This is a genomic window from Mycobacterium sp. IS-1590 (assembly GCF_001500025.1).
GTDB lineage: Bacteria > Actinomycetota > Actinomycetes > Mycobacteriales > Mycobacteriaceae > Mycobacterium.
Genome location: NZ_LQIW01000050.1, coordinates 222063 through 241971, shown reverse-complemented (window position 1 = coordinate 241971; position 19909 = coordinate 222063). Strand labels below are relative to the sequence as shown.

Here is a 19909-nt window from a genome sequence, read left to right as displayed (position 1 = left end):
CCGGCCGGCAGGGGCGACCTATCATCGGCGGCTGATGGCGAACCTGATCAATGTCGAGCGCGCGACCGTCGGCTACGGCACCCGCACGCTTCTCGATGCGATCAGCCTGGGTATCGACGAGGGTGACGCGATCGGCGTCGTCGGGCGCAATGGCGACGGGAAAACCACGCTGCTGCAGATCCTGACCCTCACCCGCGAGCCGGATTCGGGTCGGGTGACCCACACATCGGGGCTATCGGTGGGCTACCTGCGCCAGAGTGACGACTTCGCCGCCGGTGCCACCGTGCGCGACGTGATCGTCGGTGGCCGCCCCGATCACGTCTGGGCCGCGGAATCCGGCACGCGCGACGTCGTCTCCCATCTGTTGGCCGACGTCTCCCTCGACAGCGCGGTCGGCCGGCTCTCCGGCGGGGAGCGGCGCCGGGTGGCGCTGGCTGCGGTGCTGATCGCCGGTCACGACGTGCTCGTCCTCGACGAGCCGACCAACCACCTCGACGTCGAGGTGATCGGATGGCTGGCCGCCCATCTCAATCGGCGCGCAGCCAAGGCGCTGGTGGTGGTGAGCCACGACCGCTGGTTCCTCGACGCGGTGTGCACCAGGACGTGGGAGGTCCACGACGGTGCCGTTGATGGATACGAGGGCGGTTATGCGGCCTACGTGCTCGCGCGGGCCGAGCGGATGCGCCTGGCGGCCGGGGCCGAGGCGCGCAGGCAGAACCTCATGCGCAAGGAACTGGCGTGGCTGCGGCGCGGACCGCCGGCGCGGACGTCGAAGCCGAAGTTCCGCATCCAGGCCGCCAACGAGTTGATCGCCAACGAACCGCCGCCGCGCGACTCCCTGGTTCTGCAGCGGTTCGCCACGACCCGGCTGGGAAAAGACGTGTTCGACCTGCACCGGGTGCGGCTCGACGTCGGCGACACCGTGGTGTTGGACCAGGTGGACTGGTCCATCGGACCCGGTGCGCGGATCGGGCTGGTCGGAGTCAACGGCACCGGCAAGACGTCGGTGCTGCGACTGCTGGCCGGTGAGCTCGCTCCGACGGCGGGCACGATCAAGCGGGGCGCGACGTTGAAGATCGGCTACCTCAGCCAGGCGCTGGCCGAACTCGACCGCGACGACCGGGTGCTCGACGCGGTCGAGGACCGGCGCAGGGTCACCCAACTGGCGGGCGGCAGCGAGATCAGCGCCGACACCTTGCTGCGCGACTTCGGGTTCACCGGCGACAAGCTGACGACCCGGGTGGCCGAGCTCTCCGGTGGTGAACGACGCAGGCTGCAGTTTCTGCGGTTGCTGCTCGACGAACCGAACGTGCTGCTGCTCGACGAGCCCACCAACGACCTCGACATCGACACGCTGACCGTCATCGAGGACTACCTCGACGGCTGGCCGGGCACGCTGATCGCCGTCACCCACGATCGCTACTTCCTCGAACGGGTCTCCGACGTCACCTACGCCCTGACGGGCGGTGGCCGTTGCGACCTGTTGCCGGGTGGGATCGAGCAGTATTTGGCCGATCGCGCGGCCGCGGCGACACCGCAGACTGCCGCAACGTCAGGTGCGCAAGGCGAAACTGCGTCGGCGCGGGAGCGACGCACCGGCAAGGAGATGGCGCGCATCGAGGGGCAACTGGAAAAACTCGAGTCGCGCATCGCCGAATTGCACGAGTCCATGGCCGAGGCGGCAGCAGACCACGTCCGGCTGGGCGAACTCAACGCCGAGCTCCAAGAGCTGTTGAACCGCAAGGAATCTCTCGAAGAGGCTTGGCTGGCCGCCGCAGACGGCTGACGACGTAGCGTGGGGGCATGGCAACCAGAACTGCCTGCAACGACGGCGACGACTGATGCCGGAGGGTTAAGCGAGGACTCGGCGCAGGAAAGCGATCTGATCCGCGATCACCCGACGACGGACGTCGTCGCGGTAGAAGTCGAAATGGGCGAAGTCGTAGGTTTGCAGCTCACCTCGGGGTGTGAGTTCGGCGAGTTGCCGCGCATCGGACTCTTGGGCTTCCTTGTCCCGCTTGCCGACACACACCATCACCGGAGCGCGCACGCGCGGTGCGTGGTCACCCGGTTTGTAGCGCATCATCGCGAACAACGCCCGCGGCGCGACCTCGTTGCGCCATGTCGTGCTCTGCATGCCCTCGATGGTCTGCTGCGCTTCGGAACTGGCCATCACGGCGAGCTCACCGGGTTCTCCAACCGCTTTGATGTACGCCGGTGTTGCGCCCAGAGCGCCGCGCACGGTGTCGGCGGCCATCGCCCACAACAATCGCAGTGTGGCCGCCGCCGAGCGTCCCTCGACTTTTCTGGGGAACCCGTTGAAGGGGATCTGGGCGATCACCGCCGCGATCCGTGGGTCGCGAGCCGCCGCGGTGACAACGTGGCCGCCCCCGAGCGAACTGCCCCACAACACAATGCGGTCGGGGTCGATGCCGCTTTGGGCGCGCGCGAACGTGACCGCAGCAGCGATGTCGTCGAGTTGGCCACCGATGTCCACCAACTGCCTTGGCTCACCGGAGCTTTCGCCGAAGTTGCGGTAGTCGAACGTGAGGGCGGCGTAGCCCGCTTCGACGAAGCTCGTCGCGTTGGCCGTCAACGCCGGAGTGTCCTGCGTCCCGCCGAAGCCGTGGCACAGCACGACACAGGGCCGTGGTTCGTCCTGGTCGCCGTTGTAGAGGTAACCGACCAGAGTCGTCGCACCGGAGCTGAATTCGACGCGTTCGGTCATCCCCTCAACAGTAACCGCAGCCGGCCGGCGGTCTCGCGCACGGCGCCGAGCTGCCGGGCGACCTGCGTCGGCGCGGTGCCGCCGCGCGCGTCGCGGGAGTCCACCGATCCCTCGATGGTCAGGACCTCACGCACCTGCGGGGTGAGCTCGGGATGAATTGCGGCGAGGTCGGCGTCCTCGAGTTCTTCCAGGCCGATGCCGCGCGCCTCGGCCGCGCGCACCGCGGCGCCCGCGGCCTCGTGCGCCACCCGGAACGGCACTCCCCTGCGCACAAGCCATTCGGCGATATCGGTGGCCAGGGTGTAACCCAGCGGCGCGAGCTCGGTCATCCGGTCGACGTCGAAGCGCAACGTCGCCACCAGGCCCGCCATCGCCGGCAGCAGGAGTTCGAGCTGAGCGACGGAGTCGAACACCGGCTCCTTGTCCTCCTGTAGGTCCCGGTTGTAGGCCAGCGGTTGTGCTTTGAGTGTCGCCAGCAGCCCGGTGAGGTTGCCGATCAACCGGCCGGACTTGCCGCGGGCGAGTTCGGCGATGTCGGGGTTCTTCTTCTGCGGCATGATGGAGCTTCCGGTCGACCAGGCGTCGTGCAGGGTGACGTAGCCGAATTCGGTTGTGCTCCAGAGGATGATGTCCTCAGCCAGGCGGGACAGGTCGACGCCGATCATCGAGAACACGAATGCCGCCTCGGCGGCGAAGTCTCGCGATGCGGTGGCGTCGATCGAGTTGTCGGCGGCCGAGTCGAAACCGAGGTCCTCGGCGATCGTATCCGGGTTCAAACCCAGTGACGAACCGGCCAGTGCGCCGGATCCGTAGGGCGACACCGCGGCTCGCTTGTCGAAGTCCGCAAGTCGGTCGACGTCGCGCAGCAGCGGATGCGTGTGCGCGAGTAGGTGATGCGCGAGAAGGACGGGTTGCGCGGACTGCAGATGCGTCTTGCCCGGCATGATCGCGGTCGGGTGCGCGGCCGCCTGGGTTGCCAACGCGTCGACGACCTGCAAAGCCCCGTCGGCGACACGTCTGATCGCGTCGCGCAGCCACATCCGAAACAGCGTGGCCACCTGGTCGTTTCGCGACCGGCCCGCCCGCAACCGGCCGCCGAGCTCCGCGCCAACCCGGTCGATCAGGCCGCGTTCGAGGGCGCCGTGTACGTCCTCGTCGGTCAACAGTGGTTCGAAGCTGCCATCGGCGACGTCGGCGGCCAGACTGTCGAGGCCCGCGAGCAACCCATCGCGCTGATCGTCGGTCAGCAGACCCGCGTCGTGCAGCACTTGCGCATGGGCTTTGGACGCGCGAATGTCGTAGGGCGCCAGAACCCAGTCGAAGTGGGTGGACTTCGACAGGGCCGCGAGCGCGTCGGACGGCCCGTCGGCGAACCGCCCGCCCCACAACGATCCTTCGTTCGTGCTCATTTGCGGCCCCTCACTCTGCGTGAGCGACCGCGTTTGTACGCGTGACAGCGGCGTGTCGGCGGGCAGACACGGTCGCTCGCGGTGGTGGTGGTGGGTGGCGCTTACTCACTCGATACCCAGGTCCCGGCGGGCGGCGATGCTCGACGACAGACCGTGGATCTGGACGAACCCGCGGGCCGCCGACTGGTCGAACGTATCGCCCTCGTCGTAGGTGGCCAGGTTGAAGTCGTAGAGCGACTCGGCGCTGCGACGGCCGTTCACCGCGATGTGGCCGCCGTGCAGGACCAGCCGGATCTCCCCGGTCACGTGCTCCTGGGTCTTGGCGACGAAGGACTCGAGCGCGGTCTTCAGCGGCGAATACCAGAGACCGTCGTAGACCAGCTCCCCCCACTTCTGGTCGGTGTGGCGCTTGAACCGGCCGAGTTCGCGCTCCAGGGTGACGTGCTCGAGTTCGGTGTGGGCGGTGATCAGCACCATCGCGCCCGGCGCCTCGTAGATCTCGCGGCTCTTGATGCCGACCAGCCGGTCCTCGACGACGTCGAGCCTGCCGACACCCTGCTCACCGGCGCGGCGGTTCAGCTCCTCGATCGCCTGCAGCACCGTGACCGCCCGGCCGTCGATCGACACCGGTACGCCACGTTCGAAACCGATGATCACCTCGTCGGGTGTGCTCCAGTTGACCGTCGGGTCCTCGGTGTAGTCGTAGACGTCCTTGGTGGGCGCGTTCCACAGATGCTCGAGGAAGCCGGTCTCCACGGCGCGACCCCAGACGTTCTGATCGATCGAGAACGGCGAGCGCTTGGTGACGTTGATCGGAATGGCGTTCTCCTCGGCGAACGCGATCGCCTTCTCACGCGTCCACGCGTAGTCGCGCACCGGCGCCAGCACCTTCAGATCCGGTGCCAGCGATGCGAACCCGACCTCGAAGCGGACCTGGTCGTTACCCTTGCCGGTGCAGCCGTGCGCGACGGTGCCGCCGCCGTGCTCGCGCGCCGCGGCCACGAGATGCTTGACGATCAGCGGTCGACTGAGCGCCGAGACCAGCGGATAACGGTCCATGTAGAGCGCGTTGGACTGGATCGCCGGCAGGCAGTACTCGTCGGCGAACTCGTCCTTGGCGTCGACGACAACGGCCTCCACGGCGCCGCAGTCGATGGCGCGCTTGCGGACGACCTCCATGTCCTCGCCGCCCTGGCCGAGATCGATTGCGACGGCGACGACTTCGCGCCCGGTCTCCTTGCCGATCCAGCTGATCGCCACCGAGGTGTCCAGGCCACCGGAATAAGCCAGGATGACGCGTTCGGACATCAGCAGGTCTCCTTTTGTCTAATGCTTTCGAGTTTGATCGCTAGTTCGGCGCCGGTCATCGGTTCGCGGGCGACGACCAGGATGGTGTCGTCGCCGGCGACGGTACCGACGACGAACGGAAGTGCCGCGCGGTCCATCGCGCTGGCAAGATAGTGCGCCGCCCCCGGCGGGGTGCGCAGGATGGCCAGATTGCCGCTGGCGTCGGTCGACACGAGCAACTCGGCCAGCAGCCGCGACATCCGTTCGGTGCCACCGGAAACACCGCGCACCGGGCTGCCGTCCTCCGGGACGATGTACACGCCGACCCCGCCGTCGGCGCCGCGCAGTTTCACCGCGCCGAGTTCCTCCAGATCACGCGACAGCGTGGCCTGTGTGACCTCGATGCCCTCCTCGGCCAGCAGGGCGGCCAGTTCGGTCTGGCTGTGCACCGACCGCGACGACAGGATCGCCACGATGCGGGCCTGCCGCCCGGCCCGAGTCGCCGCTGAAGTCACTTCGCGCGCTCCAACAGCCACACCAGCAGCGCCTTCTGCGCGTGCAGGCGGTTCTCGGCCTCGTCCCATACCGCGCTCTGCGCGCCGTCGATCACGTCGTCGGTGATCTCTTCACCGCGGTGGGCCGGAAGACAGTGCAGCACAACCGCATCGGCGGCAGCCCGGCCGAGCAGGTCGCCGTTGACCTGGTACGGCCGGAACGGGCCGACCCGGTCCAGGCCGTCGTTCTCCTGCCCCATCGACGTCCACGTGTCGGTGACCAGCACGTCGGCACCGTCGGCCGCCGCGTCGGGGTTCTCGGTCACGGTGACGGTCGCACCGGTCTCCGACGCCCGCTTCTGCGCGGCCTCGACGAAGTCCGGATGCGGTTGGAAGCCGGCCGGTCCCGCGATCGTCACGTGCACACCCGCGGTCACGCCGCCCAGCATCAGCGAGTGCGCCATGTTGTTCGCGCCGTCCCCGAGGTAGGACATCCGCAGCCCCGCCAGCGTGCGCTTGCGTTCGGCGAGCGTCTGCAGATCGGCGAGCACCTGGCACGGGTGGAACTCGTCGGAGAGCGCGTTGACGATCGGCACGCTCGCACCGGCCGCCATCGCGGTCAGCCGGTCCTGGGCGAACGTGCGCCACACGATCGCCTTGACGTACCGCGAGAGCACCCGGCCGGTGTCCTCCAACGTCTCGTCGCGGCCCAGCTGAGTGCTGCGGCCGTCCACCACGACGGCATGCCCGCCGAGTTGGGCGATACCCAGCTCGAACGAGAACCGCGTCCGGGTGGAGTTCTTGTCGAAGATCACCGCCACCCCGCTCGGGCCCTCCAACGGGCGGCGGCTGAACGGCTGGGCCTTCAACTCGGCCGCAAGGGCGAGAACCTCGGCCTGTTCGTCGGGGGTCAGGTCGTCGTCGCGCAGGAAGTGCCTGGTCCTTCTCATGAGGCGGCGCCTTTGTCGAGGACCGCGGGAAGCGCGGTGAGGAACTCGTCGACCTGGGCCTCGGTGATCACCAGCGGCGGGGCCAGCCGGATCACGTCCGGCGCTGCGGCGTTCACCAGGAACCCGGCATCACGGGCCGCGACCTCGACGGCTTTGGCCACCTGGGCGGTCAGCACGACGCCCAGCAGCAGGCCGCGACCACGGACGTGATCGACCAGCGGGTGCCCCGAGGCCTCGATGCCCGCCGACAGGGTCTTGCCGAGCACCTCGGCGCGGCTGACCAGGTCGTCATCGGCCAGCACCCGCAGTACCGCGAGCGCGGCGGCGGTGCAGACGGGATTGCCGCCGAACGTGCTGCCGTGCAATCCGGGCGTCAACAACTCGGCGGGTGCGCCTGTGGCGATGCATGCGCCGATCGGCAAGCCGCCGCCGAGGCCCTTGGCCAGGGTCACGATATCGGGAGTGATCCCGTCATGTTGATGGGCGAAAAACGCTCCGGTGCGGCCCATTCCGGTCTGCACCTCGTCGAGCACCAACAGCGCGCCGTGCTGCGCGGTGATCTCGCGAGCGGCGGCGAGGTAGCCGGCGGGCGGAACCACCACCCCGCCCTCGCCCATGATCGGTTCGAGGAACACCGCCGCGGTCTCGTCGTCGACGGCGGCCCGCAGTGCCTCGATGTCGCCGTAGGGCACATGGGTCACATCACCGGGCAGCGGCGCGAACGGTGCCTGCTTCGAGGGCTGACCGGTCAGCGCAAGGGAGCCCATCGTACGGCCGTGGAAAGCGCCCTGCGCCGCAACCAGTTTGATGCGCCCGGTGAGCCGGGTGATCTTGAATGCGACCTCGTTGGCCTCGGTGCCGGAGTTGCAGAAGAACACCTTGGCCGGGGCCGACGGGCCCGTACCGAGCAGCCCGACCAGCGCTTCGGCCAGCGCGACACCGGGTTCGGTCGCGTACAGGTTCGACGTGTGGCCCAGCGTGTTGAGTTGAGCGGTGACGGCTTCGATGACCGCGGGGTGCCGGTGGCCGAGGATGTTGACCGCGATGCCGCCGAGCAGGTCGACATAGGTCTTGCCGTCGACGTCGGTCACCACCGCGCCGTCACCGCTGGACAATGCGAGCGGCGGGGTGCCGTAGTTGTTCATCATCACGGCCTGCCACCGCTCCAGCAGAGTCATGACCGCACCACTTTCGTCCCCGTCCCCTCGTCGGTGAGCAGTTCGACCAACACGCAGTGCTCGACGCGACCGTCGATGACATGTGCACTCGGCACGCCGCCGGCCACCGCCCGCAGGCACGCCTCGATCTTGGGCACCATCCCGGCCTCCAGTGTCGGCAGCATCTGAGTCAGTGCGGCGGAATCGATCTCGCTGACCAGCGAACCACGGTCGGGCCAGTTCGTGTACAAGCCCTCGACATCGGTGAGCATGAGTAGCTTCTCGGCGCCCAACGCCTCGGCCAGCGCGGCGGCCGCCGTGTCGGCGTTGATGTTGTGCACCACTCCGTCGCTGTCGGGGGCGATGGTCGACACCACCGGAATCCGGCCCGCGGCAATCAGATCCAGCAGCGATCCGGCGTTGACCCTTTCGACGTCGCCCACCAGCCCGATGTCGGTCGCCACACCGTCGACGGTCACGCTGCGCCGCACCGCGGTGAACAACTGCGCGTCCTCGCCGGTGACCCCGACCGCGTAGGGGCCGTGGGCGTTGATCAAGCCGACCAGTTCCCGGCCGACCTGACCGAACAGCACCATGCGCGCCACATCGAGCACCTCAGGGGTGGTGACCCGGAACCCGCCCTTGAAATCACCTTGTATGCCTAGGCGTTTGAGCATCGCACTGATCTGCGGACCGCCTCCGTGCACGACGACGGGATGGACGCCGCAGTTCCGCAGGAAGACCATGTCGGCGGCGAACGCGGCCTTGAGCACGTCGTCGGTCATCGCGTTACCGCCGTACTTGATCACCACGATCTTGCCGTGCAGTTGTTTGAGCCACGGCAGCGCTTCGGCCAGGACCTTGGCCTTGACCGGGGTTTCGACGCTCATGAGCTGTAGGCCGAGTTCTCTTCGACGTAACCGTGCGACAGGTCGGTGGTGCGGATGGAGGCCTGCGCCGACCCGTTGCCGAGGTCGATGGTGACGTCGATGTCGGCACCGGAGAGGTCCACGTCGCGCGAGCCCGGCTGTGGTGCTCCGTCCCGCCAGACCGCAAACCCGTTGAACGACACGGTGACCCGCTCTGGGTCTACCTTGAACGGCGCCATGCCGATGGCGGCCAGCACCCGGCCCCAGTTCGGGTCCGAGCCGAACAGCGCGGTCTTGACCAGGCTGTCTCGCGCGACGATGCGTGCGCCGAGCAACGCGTCGTCCTCGGAGGCTGCCCCGGCCACCGTGACGACGATGCGCTTCGTCACGCCCTCGGCGTCGGCCTGCAACTGCTGGCACAGGTCGTCGCACACGCGCAGGACCGCTTCGTCGAGTTCGTTCTGACTGGGGGTGATCGCGCTGGCACCGGACGACAACAGCAACACCGTGTCGTTCGTCGAACAGCTGCCGTCGACGTCGAGGCGATCGAAGGTGAGCGCGGTGGCGCGAGTCAGTGCGGCCCGCAACGCTTCCGAACTGGCGACGGCATCGGTGGTGATCACACTCAGCATGGTGGCCAGCGACGGGGCGATCATGCCCGCGCCCTTGGCCATACCGCCCACTGTCCAGTTGTCGGCGTGGTGCAGCGCGACCTGTTTGGGCACGGTGTCGGTGGTCATGATGGCCCGTGCGGCCTCTTCGCCGCCGGTGAGGCCGCCTGCCAACTCGTGCACGATCTCGGTGACGCCCGGCAGCACTTTGTCCATCGGCAGCCGGTCGCCGATCAACCCGGTCGAGCAGACCGCCACCTCGATCGCACCGGTTTCGGTACCCCAGTCGCTCAACGCCGCCGCGACCGCTTCGGCGGTGGCATGGGTGTCCTGGAAGCCCTGCGGTCCGGTGCAGGCGTTGGCGCCGCCGGAGTTCAGGATCACCGCGCGCAGTCGGCCGGTGGTGAGCACCTGCTGGCTCCACAAGACCGGCGCGGCCTTGACCTGATTGCGGGTGAACACGCCCGCGGCGGCGTAGTCGGGCCCCTCGTTGAACACCAGCGCCAGGTCCAGCGCACCGGATGCCTTGATGCCGGCGGCGATTCCGGTCGCGCGGAAGCCTTCGGGGGCGGTGACGCCCTGGGTGCGGAGCAGCCGGGTGGCGGTGGTCACGGTGCCATGCCCACGATCGAAAGCCCTTCGGTCTCCGGCCAGCCCAGCGCCAGGTTCATCGACTGCACCGCGGCCCCGCCGGTGCCTTTGACGAGGTTGTCGATCGCAGCGACTGCGACGAACGTCTTGGCGTCGGCATCGAGGGCGACGGCGAGTTGGGCGGCGTTGCTGCCGAGCACCGAACCCGTCTTGGGCAGTTGACCTTCGGCCAGCAGATGAACGAACGGCTCGGCGTCGTAGGCTTTTTCGTAGGCGGCGCGGATCTCCGAGAGCGGGGCGTCGGTGCGCGCGGTACAAGTGGCCAGGATGCCTCGAGACGTGGGGATGAGCACCGGCGTGAACGAAACGGTGACGTCCTTGGCGGTGACCGCGCGCAGCCCTTGAGCGATCTCCGGTGTGTGCCGATGTTTACCGCCGATGTTGTATGCCCGCGCCGATCCGATCACCTCGGCGCCCAGCAGATCGGGCTTGGCGGCGCGGCCCGCCCCCGAGGCGCCGCTGACCGACACCACGGTCACCGCCGGCTCGATGAGGTCTTCTGCCACCGCCGGCCACAGCGCCAGCAGGGCCGCGGTCGGATAGCAGCCGGGCACAGCGATCCGCTTTGCACCGCGTAGCCGGTCGCGCGCACCCGGCAGTTCCGGCAGCCCGTAGGGCCAGGTACCGGCGTGCTCGGACCCGTAGAACCGCTCCCATGCCGCGGCGTCGGTGAGCCGGAAGTCGGCACCGCAGTCCACGAGCAGGGTGTCTTCGCCGAGTTGTTCGGCCAGCTGAGCCGAATGCCCGTGCGGCAACCCCAGGAACACCACGTCGTGACCGCGCAGCACCTCGTCGTCGGTGGCTTCCAGCACCCGGTTGGCCAGCGGCAACAGGTGCGGGTGGTGTTCACCCAGCGAGGTGCCTGCACTGGCGGCCGCGGTCAGCGCGCCGATCGTCAGCCGCCCGTCGGCGTAGGCGGGATGACCGAGGAGAAGGCGTAGGATCTCACCGCCGGCGTATCCGCTGGCGCCCGCTACCGCGACTGAAATCATGCAGGCAATTCTGCATGTTTATGCATAGCCATGCAAATCCATTACTATCAGCGGCGTTGCTCGGCGCCGACCCGTTGCGCTGCGGCGGCCACGGCCGCTTCCCGCGCTGCGCTGGCCTCGTCCTCGGTGAGGGTGCGATCGGCGGCACGGAACCGCAGCGCGAACGCCAGCGATTTGCGGCCCTCGCCGACCTGCGGGCCGGTGTAGACGTCGAACAACCGCACATCCTCCAGCAGCGGCCCCGCTCCGGCCCGGACCGCGTCGACCACGGCCGCCGCGGCCACCTCCTCGTCGACGACGAGGCTGATGTCCTGGAACACCGCGGGAAACGGCGACACCCTCGGGGCCGGAAGCCGCTCGACGATGGGTATGGCGTCGAGGTCCAGTTCGACAGCACAGGTGCGCTTGGGCAGACCCGACCGCTCCACGACCGCAGGGTGCAGTTCACCGGCGTGGCCGACGACGGTACCGCTGTCGCGGTCACCCAGCACCACTTCGGCGCAGCGACCCGGATGCCACGGCAGGTGCTGGGCGGCACGCAGGCTCAGCTCGACGCCCGCGGCGCGAGCGATCACCTGCACCGCCTCGAACACGTCACCGGGTTGCACCGCGCGACCCGGGCCCCACGGCCCGGCGGGCTCACGTAACCCGGCCACCACCACGCCGACGTGTTGGGGCTGTCGCGGCAGCGACGTGTTCAGCGCGGCGATCTCGTCGTCGGTGGGCCTGCGGTCGGTCGGTATCCGCTCGGGGGAACGGGTGTCCGGCGTCGGTTGGACCACCTGCTGGATGGCGAACAACCCGACGTCCACGGTTCCGCGAGATACGTTGCGGCTCAATGCCTCCAGTAGGCCCGGCAGCAATGTGGTGGCCAGTTGCGGGCGGTCGGAGTCCAACGGATTGAGCACCGCGGTCGTCATCCGGCGGGTGTCGTCGGCGGGCAGGCCCCACTGCTCGAACACGTCGGCGGGCAGGAACGGGGTGGGCAGGATCTCCACATACCCGTTGAGCCCCAACGACTTGCCGATCGCACGCCGGCGTCTCTGCACCGGGGTCAGGCCGCGGCCGGCGGGGGCCAGCGGCAACACCGACGGAATGGTCTCCAGATCCTCGAGGCGCAGCACCTCTTCGACGAGGTCGGCGGGCTGGCCCAGGTCGGGACGCCAACTCGGCGGGGTGACGGTGAGCGTGCCATCGCCGGCGGTGACGACCCGGGCGCCGATCTGGGTGAGCCGCCGTTCCACGGTGCCCGGGGCGTATCGGACACCGGCGGTGCGGTCGGGCAGGTCGGTCGCCATCGTCACCGGCGGTGGCGACCAGTCGTCTCTGGGTGGCTCGCCGCGCCAGTCGGTCAACGTGGGTTCGACCGTGCCGTTGGTGATCTCGGCGAGCAGCGTGGCGCAGCGGTCCAGGGCGGCGACCGAGATCGCCGGATCGACGCTGCGCTCGTAGCGCCGTCCCGCCTCGCTGTACAGACGCAGCCGCCGCTGCGTGCGCGAGACGGCGGCCGGATCCCACACGGCGGCCTCGAGGAGGACGTCGGTGGTGGTATCGCGCACCTCGGTGGTGCCCGCACCCATCACACCGCCGATCGCGGCGGTAGCGACGTCGTCGACGATCAGCACATCGCCCGGGTCGAGGCGGCGTTGCACGTCGTCGAGGGTGACCACGGTCTCCCCCGGTTCGGCAAACCGCACCTGGAAGCCGCCGGTGATCAGGCTGCGGTCGTGGGCGTGCATCGGGTGTCCGAGTTCGAGCATCACGTAGTTGGTGACGTCCACCGCGGGCGAGATGGCCCGGATTCCGGACAGCAGCAGCCGTCGCTGCAGCCACCACGGCGAGACGGCGGCGGGGTCGATGCCGCTGACCGGGCGCAGTCCGAACCGCTGTACACCGGTGCCCGGATCGATCGACACCGGCAGCGCCTCGCCCTGGGCCGGCAGCGGGGCCACGTCGGCAGGATCGACGTAGGTGAGGTCGTAGGCGGTCGCGATCTCGCGGGCCAGACCTCGCACCGACAGGCAGTAGCCGCGGTCCGGTGTGATGGCCAGGTGAAAGACGACGTCGTCGAGGCCGAGGACATCGGCGGCGGGGGTGCCCGGTTCGGCGGTACCGGCAGGCAGCACGAGGATGCCCGAATGGTCGGTGCCGAGGTTCATTTCGGCCGTCGAGCAGATCATCCCGTCGGAGATCCGGCCGTAGGTCTTGCGGCTGGCGATCGTGAAGTCGCCGGGCAGCACCGTTCCGGGCAGCGCCGTCACGACCAGGTCGCCGACGGCGAAGTTGGTTGCGCCGCACACGATATCGCGTGGCTCGGCCTCCCCCACGTCCACTTTGACGGCGCGGATCGGCTTCTTGAACCCGGTGAGCTCCTCGATGGCGGCCACCCGCCCCACCGTCAGCGGGCCCGTGACGGGGCCGACCGGGATGACCTCCTCGACCTCGTGGCCGATGCGGATCAGCGTCTCTTCGAGGTCGGCAGCGCTCACGTCCCAACCCGGCGCGCCGGCCCGCACGACGTCGCGCAGCCAGCTGTACGGCAGCCGCATCAGGCCCCTACCCCGAACGGCAGGGAGAACCGCACGTCGCCTTCGACCATGTCGCGCATGTCCGGAATTCCATTGCGGAACTGCAGGGTTCGCTCCAGGCCCATACCGAAGGCGAAACCGGAGTAGACGTCAGGGTCGATTCCGCAGGCGCGCAGCACGTTCGGATTGACCATGCCGCAGCCGCCCCATTCCACCCAGCCGGCTCCGCCCTTCTTGTTCTCGAACCAGATGTCGACCTCGGCCGACGGCTCGGTGAACGGAAAGAAATGCGGACGGAACCGGGTGCGGGCGGCAGGGCCGAACTCGGAGCGGGCGAACGCGTCCAGCGTGCCGCGCAGGTGCGCCATCGTCAGCCCCTTGTCCACCGCGAGCCCTTCGACCTGATGGAAGACGGGGGTGTGGGTGGCGTCGAGTTCGTCGGTGCGGAAAGTGCGCCCGATCGAGACGATGTAAACCGGCGGCTGGCGTTCCAGCAGCGTGCGGATCTGCACCGGCGAGGTGTGCGTGCGCAACACCTGCCGCGACCCCTCAGGGGCGATGTGGAACGTGTCCTGCTCGCTGCGCGCCGGATGGTCGGGAGCGAAGTTCAGCGCATCGAAGTTGAACTGCTCGGTTTCGACCTCGGGTCCCTCGGCCAGTTCCCAGCCCATCGCGACGAACGTGTCGGCGATGCGCTCGCCCAGGATCGTGATCGGGTGCCGGGCGCCGATCGGTCGCCGGGTCGACGGCAGCGTCACGTCGATACGCTCGGCCACCAGCACCGCGGCATCCCGCTCTGCCCGCAGGGCCGCCAACCGCTCGTCGTACCCGTTCTGCACCTCGGTGCGGGCGACGTTGACCCGTTTACCCGCGTCGGCCCGATCCGCTTTGGCCAGCGACCCAAGCGACTGGCGCGCCAACGCGATCGGAGACCGGTCGCCGAGATGCTCGGTTTTCGCACGCGCGAGCGCATCGAGATCGGCGGCCGCCTCGAAGGCACGCCGAGCGGCGCTGACAGCCTCGGTCAGCGCTTCTTCGGACAGGTCTGCGGGCCGATCAGCCACCCGGCGATCATAGGCGATGGGCCGCTGGCCCTCGAACGCCCATAAGGCGCGCCGATCACCGCGGAAGCCGCCGGCTACTCCGCCGCCGGCCGCTCCTCGTCGCCTCCGGCGCCCCGCGGTTGCGGGAGCGTCTTCAGTCGATACATGACGAAATCGGCCGGCACACCGTCCTGTTTGGGCGCGAAGAGCTGCCGTCGGACGCGTTTGGCCTCGACACCGAGCGAATCGAACTCCTCGGCCGGGATGCGGTCCAGTGTGCTCTGCGAGACCACGAGCTCGCCGTGGGTCGCGCGACTCATCACCCGCGCCGCGATGTTGACGTCGACGCCCAGCCAGTCCGATCCGATGCGCAGTGGACGGCCCGTATGGACGCCCACCCGCATCCGCGGCGTAAAGCCCTCGACACTCACGCTTTTCACCCCTTCGCGTGCGGCGATCACGGCCCGCAGCGCGGTCGTCGGGTCCCGGAAAACCGCCATGAGGCCGTCGCCCATGCGCTTGACGATGTGTCCACCCGCCTCCAGTAGCGGGGGCTCGACGACCTGCGACACCTGACGCAGCAACCGCAGGGTGGCCTCGTCCCCGGCGCTCAACGACCACGCCGAAAAGCCGACGAGGTCGGTGAAGACGAGCGTCGCTTCACGGTTGGCGGGTTTTCCCGACATGCGTTCGGTGACGGCTTGCCACACCTGCAGCGCGCCCAGGCTGACCTCCCGTGTCGCGGCATCCCGCCGCAGCAGGCGGTCAGCAGCGCGCGCAGCCGCCCGCGGTCCACCGTCGCCGTCGGCCGACAGCGGATCCCCGAACTCCGGATCCCCGGGCAGCGCACGCCTCGTTCGACGCAGGAAGGCGATGACCCCCGGGCTGTGGTTGGGGTTCTGCAGCCACGTGCGGCGAAGCGCTTCGCCGCTGCTGCCGGATCGCTCATCGAACGACTCGACATTCACGGTTCGAGCCTAAGCGGCCGTCTTCAGGCGCGGCAATCGACCGTTTGCGAAATTGGCCTCCGTTTTACGAAGCCCGCCGCTCCGAGTTGCTGGTGTGAGGCGTCTACGTGCACTCCAGTCGTTCTCATCACCGCCCCCGGCGGTTTGACAGTGCATTTGCTGGTTACGCGGCTATGTTCGGCTGGTGGAGCGTCGGTAACACTGCGTTGCGACACCGTCTCGGGTCGTAGACAACGGTAGTTGTCAACATTATCGTTTAGCTTGACGCCGATTCAGCGAGGAATCAGATGACCGTGAGCACACCCGACCATCCCCTGGGCCCCGACTCGTTGACGTGGAAGTACTTCGGCGATCTGCGGACCGGCCTGCTGGGTGTGTGGATCGGCGCCGTCCAGAACATGTATCCAGAACTCGGCGCGGGCGTGGAGGACCATTCGATCCTGCTGCGCGAACCGCTGCAGCGCGTCGCCCGTTCGGTGTACCCGATCATGGGTGTGGTCTACGACGGCGAACGGGCACCGCAGACCGGTGAGCAGATCAAGAGCTACCACACCACGATCAAGGGTGTGGACGGCGAGGGCCGGCGCTACCACGCGCTGAACCCCGAGACGTTCTACTGGGCACACGCCACGTTCTTCATGCTGATCATCAAGACGGCCGAGTACTTCTGCGGCGGACTGACCGAAGCCGAGAAGCGCCAGCTGTTCGACGAGCACGTGCAGTGGTACCGGATGTACGGCATGAGCATGCGGCCGGTGCCGCAGAGCTGGGAGCAGTTCTGCGAGTACTGGGACCGCAAATGCCGCGAGGAGCTCGAGATCAACCGCGCCACTCTCGACATCTTTTCGATCCGGATCCCCAAGCCGTGGTTCGTGCTGATGCCCACCGGGCTGTGGGATCAACTGTTCAAGCCGATGGTCGGTGCGCAGCGCTGGATCGCGGCAGGCGTTTTCGACGACGCCCTTCGCGAGAAGGCCAACATGCGTTGGACGCCGGGCGACGAAGTGCTGCTGCGCCTGTTCGGCAAGCTCGTGGAGTTCGCGTTCGTGGCGGTGCCCGACGAAATTCGTTTGCATCCACGGGCTTTGACGGCTTACCGGCGTGCGCAGGGCCGCCTGCCCGCCGATGCTCCACTGGTAGAGGCGCCGGCGTTCATGGCTCCCCCGAGCGACCGGCGCGGCCTGCCGATGCACTACGTCCCGCCGCGCAAGTCGCTGCTCGACCGGGCGGGTTCCCTGGTGCACACGACGTTCTCTTTGGCGGGGCTGCGTCCGGCCCGCGGACGCCATAAGGCAGCCTAGAGGGCATGCTCGATTGGTCTGATGTCGATCTCGCCGTGCGCGATGCCGTCCGCGAGTTCGTCGACAAGGAAATCCGCCCGCATGTCGACGCGCTGGAAAGCGGCGAGATGGAGCCCTACCCCATCGTCCGCAAGCTGTTCGCGACGTTCGGCATCGCCGACATGGCGCGCGAGTCGCTGAACAAGCGTCTGGCCCGGCTGCGCGACGGCGGCGGCTCGGCGGAGAAATCGTCGGGCGGCGGCATGTTCGGCGAGGGTTCCGGCGGCATGGGGTTCGTCGTGGTCAGCGAGCTGTGCCGGGTGTCGATGGGCGTCGTCACCGGCATGGGGGTCAGCCTCGGGCTGACGGTACCGACGATCATGAGCCGCGGCACGCTGGCCCAGCAGGAGCGCTGGCTGCCCGATCTGGTCACCTACGACAAGGTCGGCGCATGGGCGATCACCGAGCCCGACTCGGGGTCCGATGCGTTCGGCGGCATGAAGTCCTATGTCGTACGTGATGGAGACGACTACATCCTCAACGGGCAGAAGACCTTCATCACCAATGGCCCCGACGCCGACGTCGTCGTGGTCTACGCAAAGCTCGACGAGGGGGACCCCAGCGTCGACAAGCGCGACCGCAAGGTGCTGACCTTCGTTCTCGACCGCGGTATGGAGGGTTTCGTGCAGTCGAAACCGTTCCGCAAGATGGGGATTCACAGCTCGCGCACCGGTGAGTTGTTCTTCAACAACGTGCGGCTGGGCCGGGACCGGTTGCTCGGCGAAACCGAAGGGGACGGAGCCAGTTCCGATGGTCGCTCCAGCGCGCGGTCGAACTTCAGCGCCGAACGTATCGGTGTCGCAGCGATGTCGTTGGGCGTGATCGAGGAGTGCCTGCGGCTGTGTGTCGACTACGCCAAGAGCCGCACCCTGTGGGGCCAGGAGATCGGACAGTTCCAGCTGATCCAGCTCAAGCTCGCGAACATGGCGGTGGCGCGGATGAACGTGCGCAACATTCTGTTTCGCGTGATCGAGGCAGCGCAGACCGGTGTGCCGATCTCGCTGCCGGAGGCGTCGGCGATCAAGTGGTACTGCTCGCAGGCGGCAACCGACGTCGCGATGGACGCGGTGCAGTTGTTCGGCGGCAACGGTTACATGACCGAATACCGCGTCGAACAGCTGGCGCGCGACGCCAAGTCGCTGATGATCTACGCCGGCAGTAACGAGGTGCAGATCACCCACGTGGCGCGGGGTCTGCTCAGCTCCTGACGCCTCAGCGGTCCTCGACGATGAACTGCGCGGCGCGGGCGGCCATGGCCATCACCGGCCCGTTCAGGTTGCCGGCCAACATGATCGGCATCGCCGAGCAGTCGACGATACGCAGGTCCTCGAGGCCCCGCACCCGCAACCGATCGTCGACGATGTCGTCGTCGCTGGGGCCCATGGCGCAGCTGCCGATGGCGTGGTATCCGCAGTAGCCGCCGTCGAGCGCCGCGTCGACGAGTTCGTCGTCACTCTGCGCCTGCGGTCCAGGGAAGGTCTCGTGGTCGATGTGCTCGGCGATCGGTGACTGCTCGAACAACTCCCTTGCCCGGCGCAAAAGGTTCGCGGTGGTGCTGCGGTCGTGGTCGCTGGTGAGGTAACTCGGGTCGAGCAGCAGCGGCGCCGCCGGATCCGCGCCGGTGATCGCGACGCTGCCCTCCGAGGTGGGCCGCAGGGTGAAGCCCAGGCAGGACACCCCGGGGTCACGCTCGAGGGCCACCGGCTCACCGTCGTTGTAGGCCGGAATAGTGAAGGGCCCCAACAGAAGTTGTCCGTCGACCCGCGGCATGTCCGGTGCGGTCTTCATGAACGCCAACACATCGAAGGTCGGCGTCGCCAGCGAGCCCCGGCGCCTGGCCAGATAGCGCGCGGCGCTTCTGGCCTGCCCGGCCCGGCTGGACAGCTGCCGGTTGTATCCGAGCTCGGCGTTGAGCCGATACTTCAGCGCGAAGCAACGGTGTTCGCGCATCCGCCTGCCCACGTTCGCGCGTTCGAGCAGCACCTGGACCCCGGCGCGGTCGAGTACCTCGCGCGGTCCGATGCCCGACAGCTGCAGCAGTTTCGGGCTGCCCATGCTGCCGAGGGCGAGGATCGTCTCGCAGTTGGCCTGGAACTCGGACCGCGCGCCGTTGGGCATTCGAACGGTTATGCCTGTGGCGCGCTCGTTCTCGATGACGACGCGGCACACCTCTGCCCGCGTGAGAACGGTGAGGTTCGGCCGTCGCATCGCCGGCCGGAGGAAGGCGTCGGCCGCGCTCACCCGGCGCCCCCTGCGGATCGTGGCCGGCGTGAAGCCGATGCGGGGCTCGTCGCTCTCGTTGATGTCGTCGAGCGGACGAAGCCCGGCGTTGGCGCCGGCCTGAACCATTTCCTGGCTGACGATGTCCTGCTCGGCCGCCACCGAGATGTGCAGCGGTCCGCCCGCGCCCCGGGTCGGCGAGGCGCCGAACGCGTTGTCCTCCATGGCTTTGAAGATGGGCAGGATCTCGTCCCAGCCCCACCCCTTGTTGCCCAGCCGCTCCAGCTCGTCGTAGTCGGCCCGGTTACCACGGTTGTAGACCATGCCGTTGATCGAACTCGAACCGCCGATCACCCTTCCACGCGTCCAGAATTCGGGACGTCGTCGCGGCCCGAACGGCGTCGTGGCATAGCGCCAGACATATTTCTCGTTCTCGAACAGCACGCCCGAGCCCTTGGGCACGTGGAGCATCGGATGCCGGTCGGGACCGCCGGCCTCGACGAGCAGCACCGTTGTCGCAGGGTCGGCGGACAGCCGATTCGCCAGTACGCACCCGGCCGAGCCGGCGCCCGCGATGATGTAGTCGAAGCGACGCATCGCCGCACAATACTTCGCCGAGCTAAGGTTGTGGGCCGATTTGAGCGTCGCAGTGACACAACGCG

General features: G+C 68.3%; 16 protein-coding genes. 3 read left to right on the top strand and 13 right to left on the bottom strand.

The window, feature by feature from the left end; translation table 11 throughout:
• Nucleotides 1-34: 34 nt before the first annotated feature.
• A complete protein-coding gene (locus tag AU197_RS24665; RefSeq protein ID WP_064406361.1) occupies nucleotides 35-1786 on the top strand; it encodes an ABC-F family ATP-binding cassette domain-containing protein in 1752 nt (583 codons plus the stop codon).
• A 66-nt stretch (nucleotides 1787-1852) separates the two neighbouring features.
• On the opposite strand, the gene AU197_RS24660 is transcribed toward AU197_RS24665, so the two are convergent.
• The 12 genes from AU197_RS24660 to AU197_RS24605 form a co-directional block, all read right to left on the bottom strand.
• Nucleotides 1853-2728 (bottom strand): alpha/beta hydrolase, encoded by an 876-nt coding sequence (locus AU197_RS24660; protein ID WP_064406358.1) that lies wholly within the window; start codon nucleotides 2726-2728, stop codon nucleotides 1853-1855.
• The gene (gene argH / locus AU197_RS24655) at nucleotides 2725-4137 is read right to left on the bottom strand and encodes an argininosuccinate lyase (protein ID WP_064406357.1); all 1413 of its coding nucleotides are present in this window, start codon (nucleotides 4135-4137) and stop codon (nucleotides 2725-2727) included. Before argH ends, AU197_RS24660 begins: the two co-directional genes overlap by 4 nt.
• A gap of 105 nt (nucleotides 4138-4242) precedes the next feature.
• Entirely contained in the window at nucleotides 4243-5445 is a 1203-nt protein-coding gene (locus AU197_RS24650) for an argininosuccinate synthase (RefSeq protein WP_064406355.1), read from the bottom strand.
• Nucleotides 5445-5939, bottom strand: coding sequence for an arginine repressor (locus AU197_RS24645; protein ID WP_064406353.1), 495 nt, complete (start codon nucleotides 5937-5939; stop codon nucleotides 5445-5447). Before AU197_RS24645 ends, AU197_RS24650 begins: the two co-directional genes overlap by 1 nt.
• Complete coding sequence (gene argF / locus AU197_RS24640) at nucleotides 5936-6868, bottom strand: ornithine carbamoyltransferase (protein ID WP_064406351.1); 933 nt, start codon at nucleotides 6866-6868, stop codon at nucleotides 5936-5938. The genes AU197_RS24645 and argF overlap by 4 nt, the downstream gene beginning before the upstream one ends.
• Complete coding sequence (locus tag AU197_RS24635) at nucleotides 6865-8046, bottom strand: acetylornithine transaminase (protein ID WP_064406349.1); 1182 nt, start codon at nucleotides 8044-8046, stop codon at nucleotides 6865-6867. Before AU197_RS24635 ends, argF begins: the two co-directional genes overlap by 4 nt.
• Nucleotides 8043-8915 (bottom strand): acetylglutamate kinase, encoded by an 873-nt coding sequence (gene argB / locus AU197_RS24630; protein WP_064406347.1) that lies wholly within the window; start codon nucleotides 8913-8915, stop codon nucleotides 8043-8045. The genes AU197_RS24635 and argB overlap by 4 nt, the downstream gene beginning before the upstream one ends.
• Entirely contained in the window at nucleotides 8912-10117 is a 1206-nt protein-coding gene (gene argJ, locus AU197_RS24625; RefSeq protein WP_064406345.1) for a bifunctional glutamate N-acetyltransferase/amino-acid acetyltransferase ArgJ, read from the bottom strand. Before argJ ends, argB begins: the two co-directional genes overlap by 4 nt.
• The gene (gene argC / locus AU197_RS24620; protein WP_064406343.1) at nucleotides 10114-11148 is read right to left on the bottom strand and encodes an N-acetyl-gamma-glutamyl-phosphate reductase; all 1035 of its coding nucleotides are present in this window, start codon (nucleotides 11146-11148) and stop codon (nucleotides 10114-10116) included. Before argC ends, argJ begins: the two co-directional genes overlap by 4 nt.
• 47 nt (nucleotides 11149-11195) lie before the next feature.
• On the bottom strand, nucleotides 11196-13697 hold the full coding sequence (pheT, locus tag AU197_RS24615; RefSeq protein ID WP_064406341.1) for a phenylalanine--tRNA ligase subunit beta: 2502 nt from the start codon (nucleotides 13695-13697) through the stop codon (nucleotides 11196-11198).
• Nucleotides 13697-14740, bottom strand: a complete 1044-nt coding sequence (gene pheS / locus AU197_RS24610; protein WP_064406339.1) for a phenylalanine--tRNA ligase subunit alpha — start codon at nucleotides 14738-14740, stop codon at nucleotides 13697-13699. Before pheS ends, pheT begins: the two co-directional genes overlap by 1 nt.
• Before the next feature lie 74 nt (nucleotides 14741-14814).
• Nucleotides 14815-15687 (bottom strand): adenylate/guanylate cyclase domain-containing protein, encoded by an 873-nt coding sequence (locus tag AU197_RS24605; RefSeq protein WP_064406337.1) that lies wholly within the window; start codon nucleotides 15685-15687, stop codon nucleotides 14815-14817.
• A gap of 287 nt (nucleotides 15688-15974) precedes the next feature.
• Here AU197_RS24605 and AU197_RS24600 point away from each other — a divergent pair, with 287 nt between their 5' ends.
• Together AU197_RS24600 and AU197_RS24595 are read left to right on the top strand one after the other, a co-directional pair.
• Nucleotides 15975-16988, top strand: coding sequence for an oxygenase MpaB family protein (locus AU197_RS24600; protein WP_064406335.1), 1014 nt, complete (start codon nucleotides 15975-15977; stop codon nucleotides 16986-16988).
• 5 nt (nucleotides 16989-16993) lie between these two features.
• The gene (locus tag AU197_RS24595; protein ID WP_064406333.1) at nucleotides 16994-18235 is read left to right on the top strand and encodes an acyl-CoA dehydrogenase family protein; all 1242 of its coding nucleotides are present in this window, start codon (nucleotides 16994-16996) and stop codon (nucleotides 18233-18235) included.
• Nucleotides 18236-18239: 4 nt separating this feature from the next.
• Here the strand turns inward: AU197_RS24595 and AU197_RS24590 are convergent, their stop codons facing one another.
• Nucleotides 18240-19844 (bottom strand): GMC family oxidoreductase, encoded by a 1605-nt coding sequence (locus AU197_RS24590; RefSeq protein WP_064406331.1) that lies wholly within the window; start codon nucleotides 19842-19844, stop codon nucleotides 18240-18242.
• Between the last annotated feature and the right edge of the window lie 65 nt (nucleotides 19845-19909).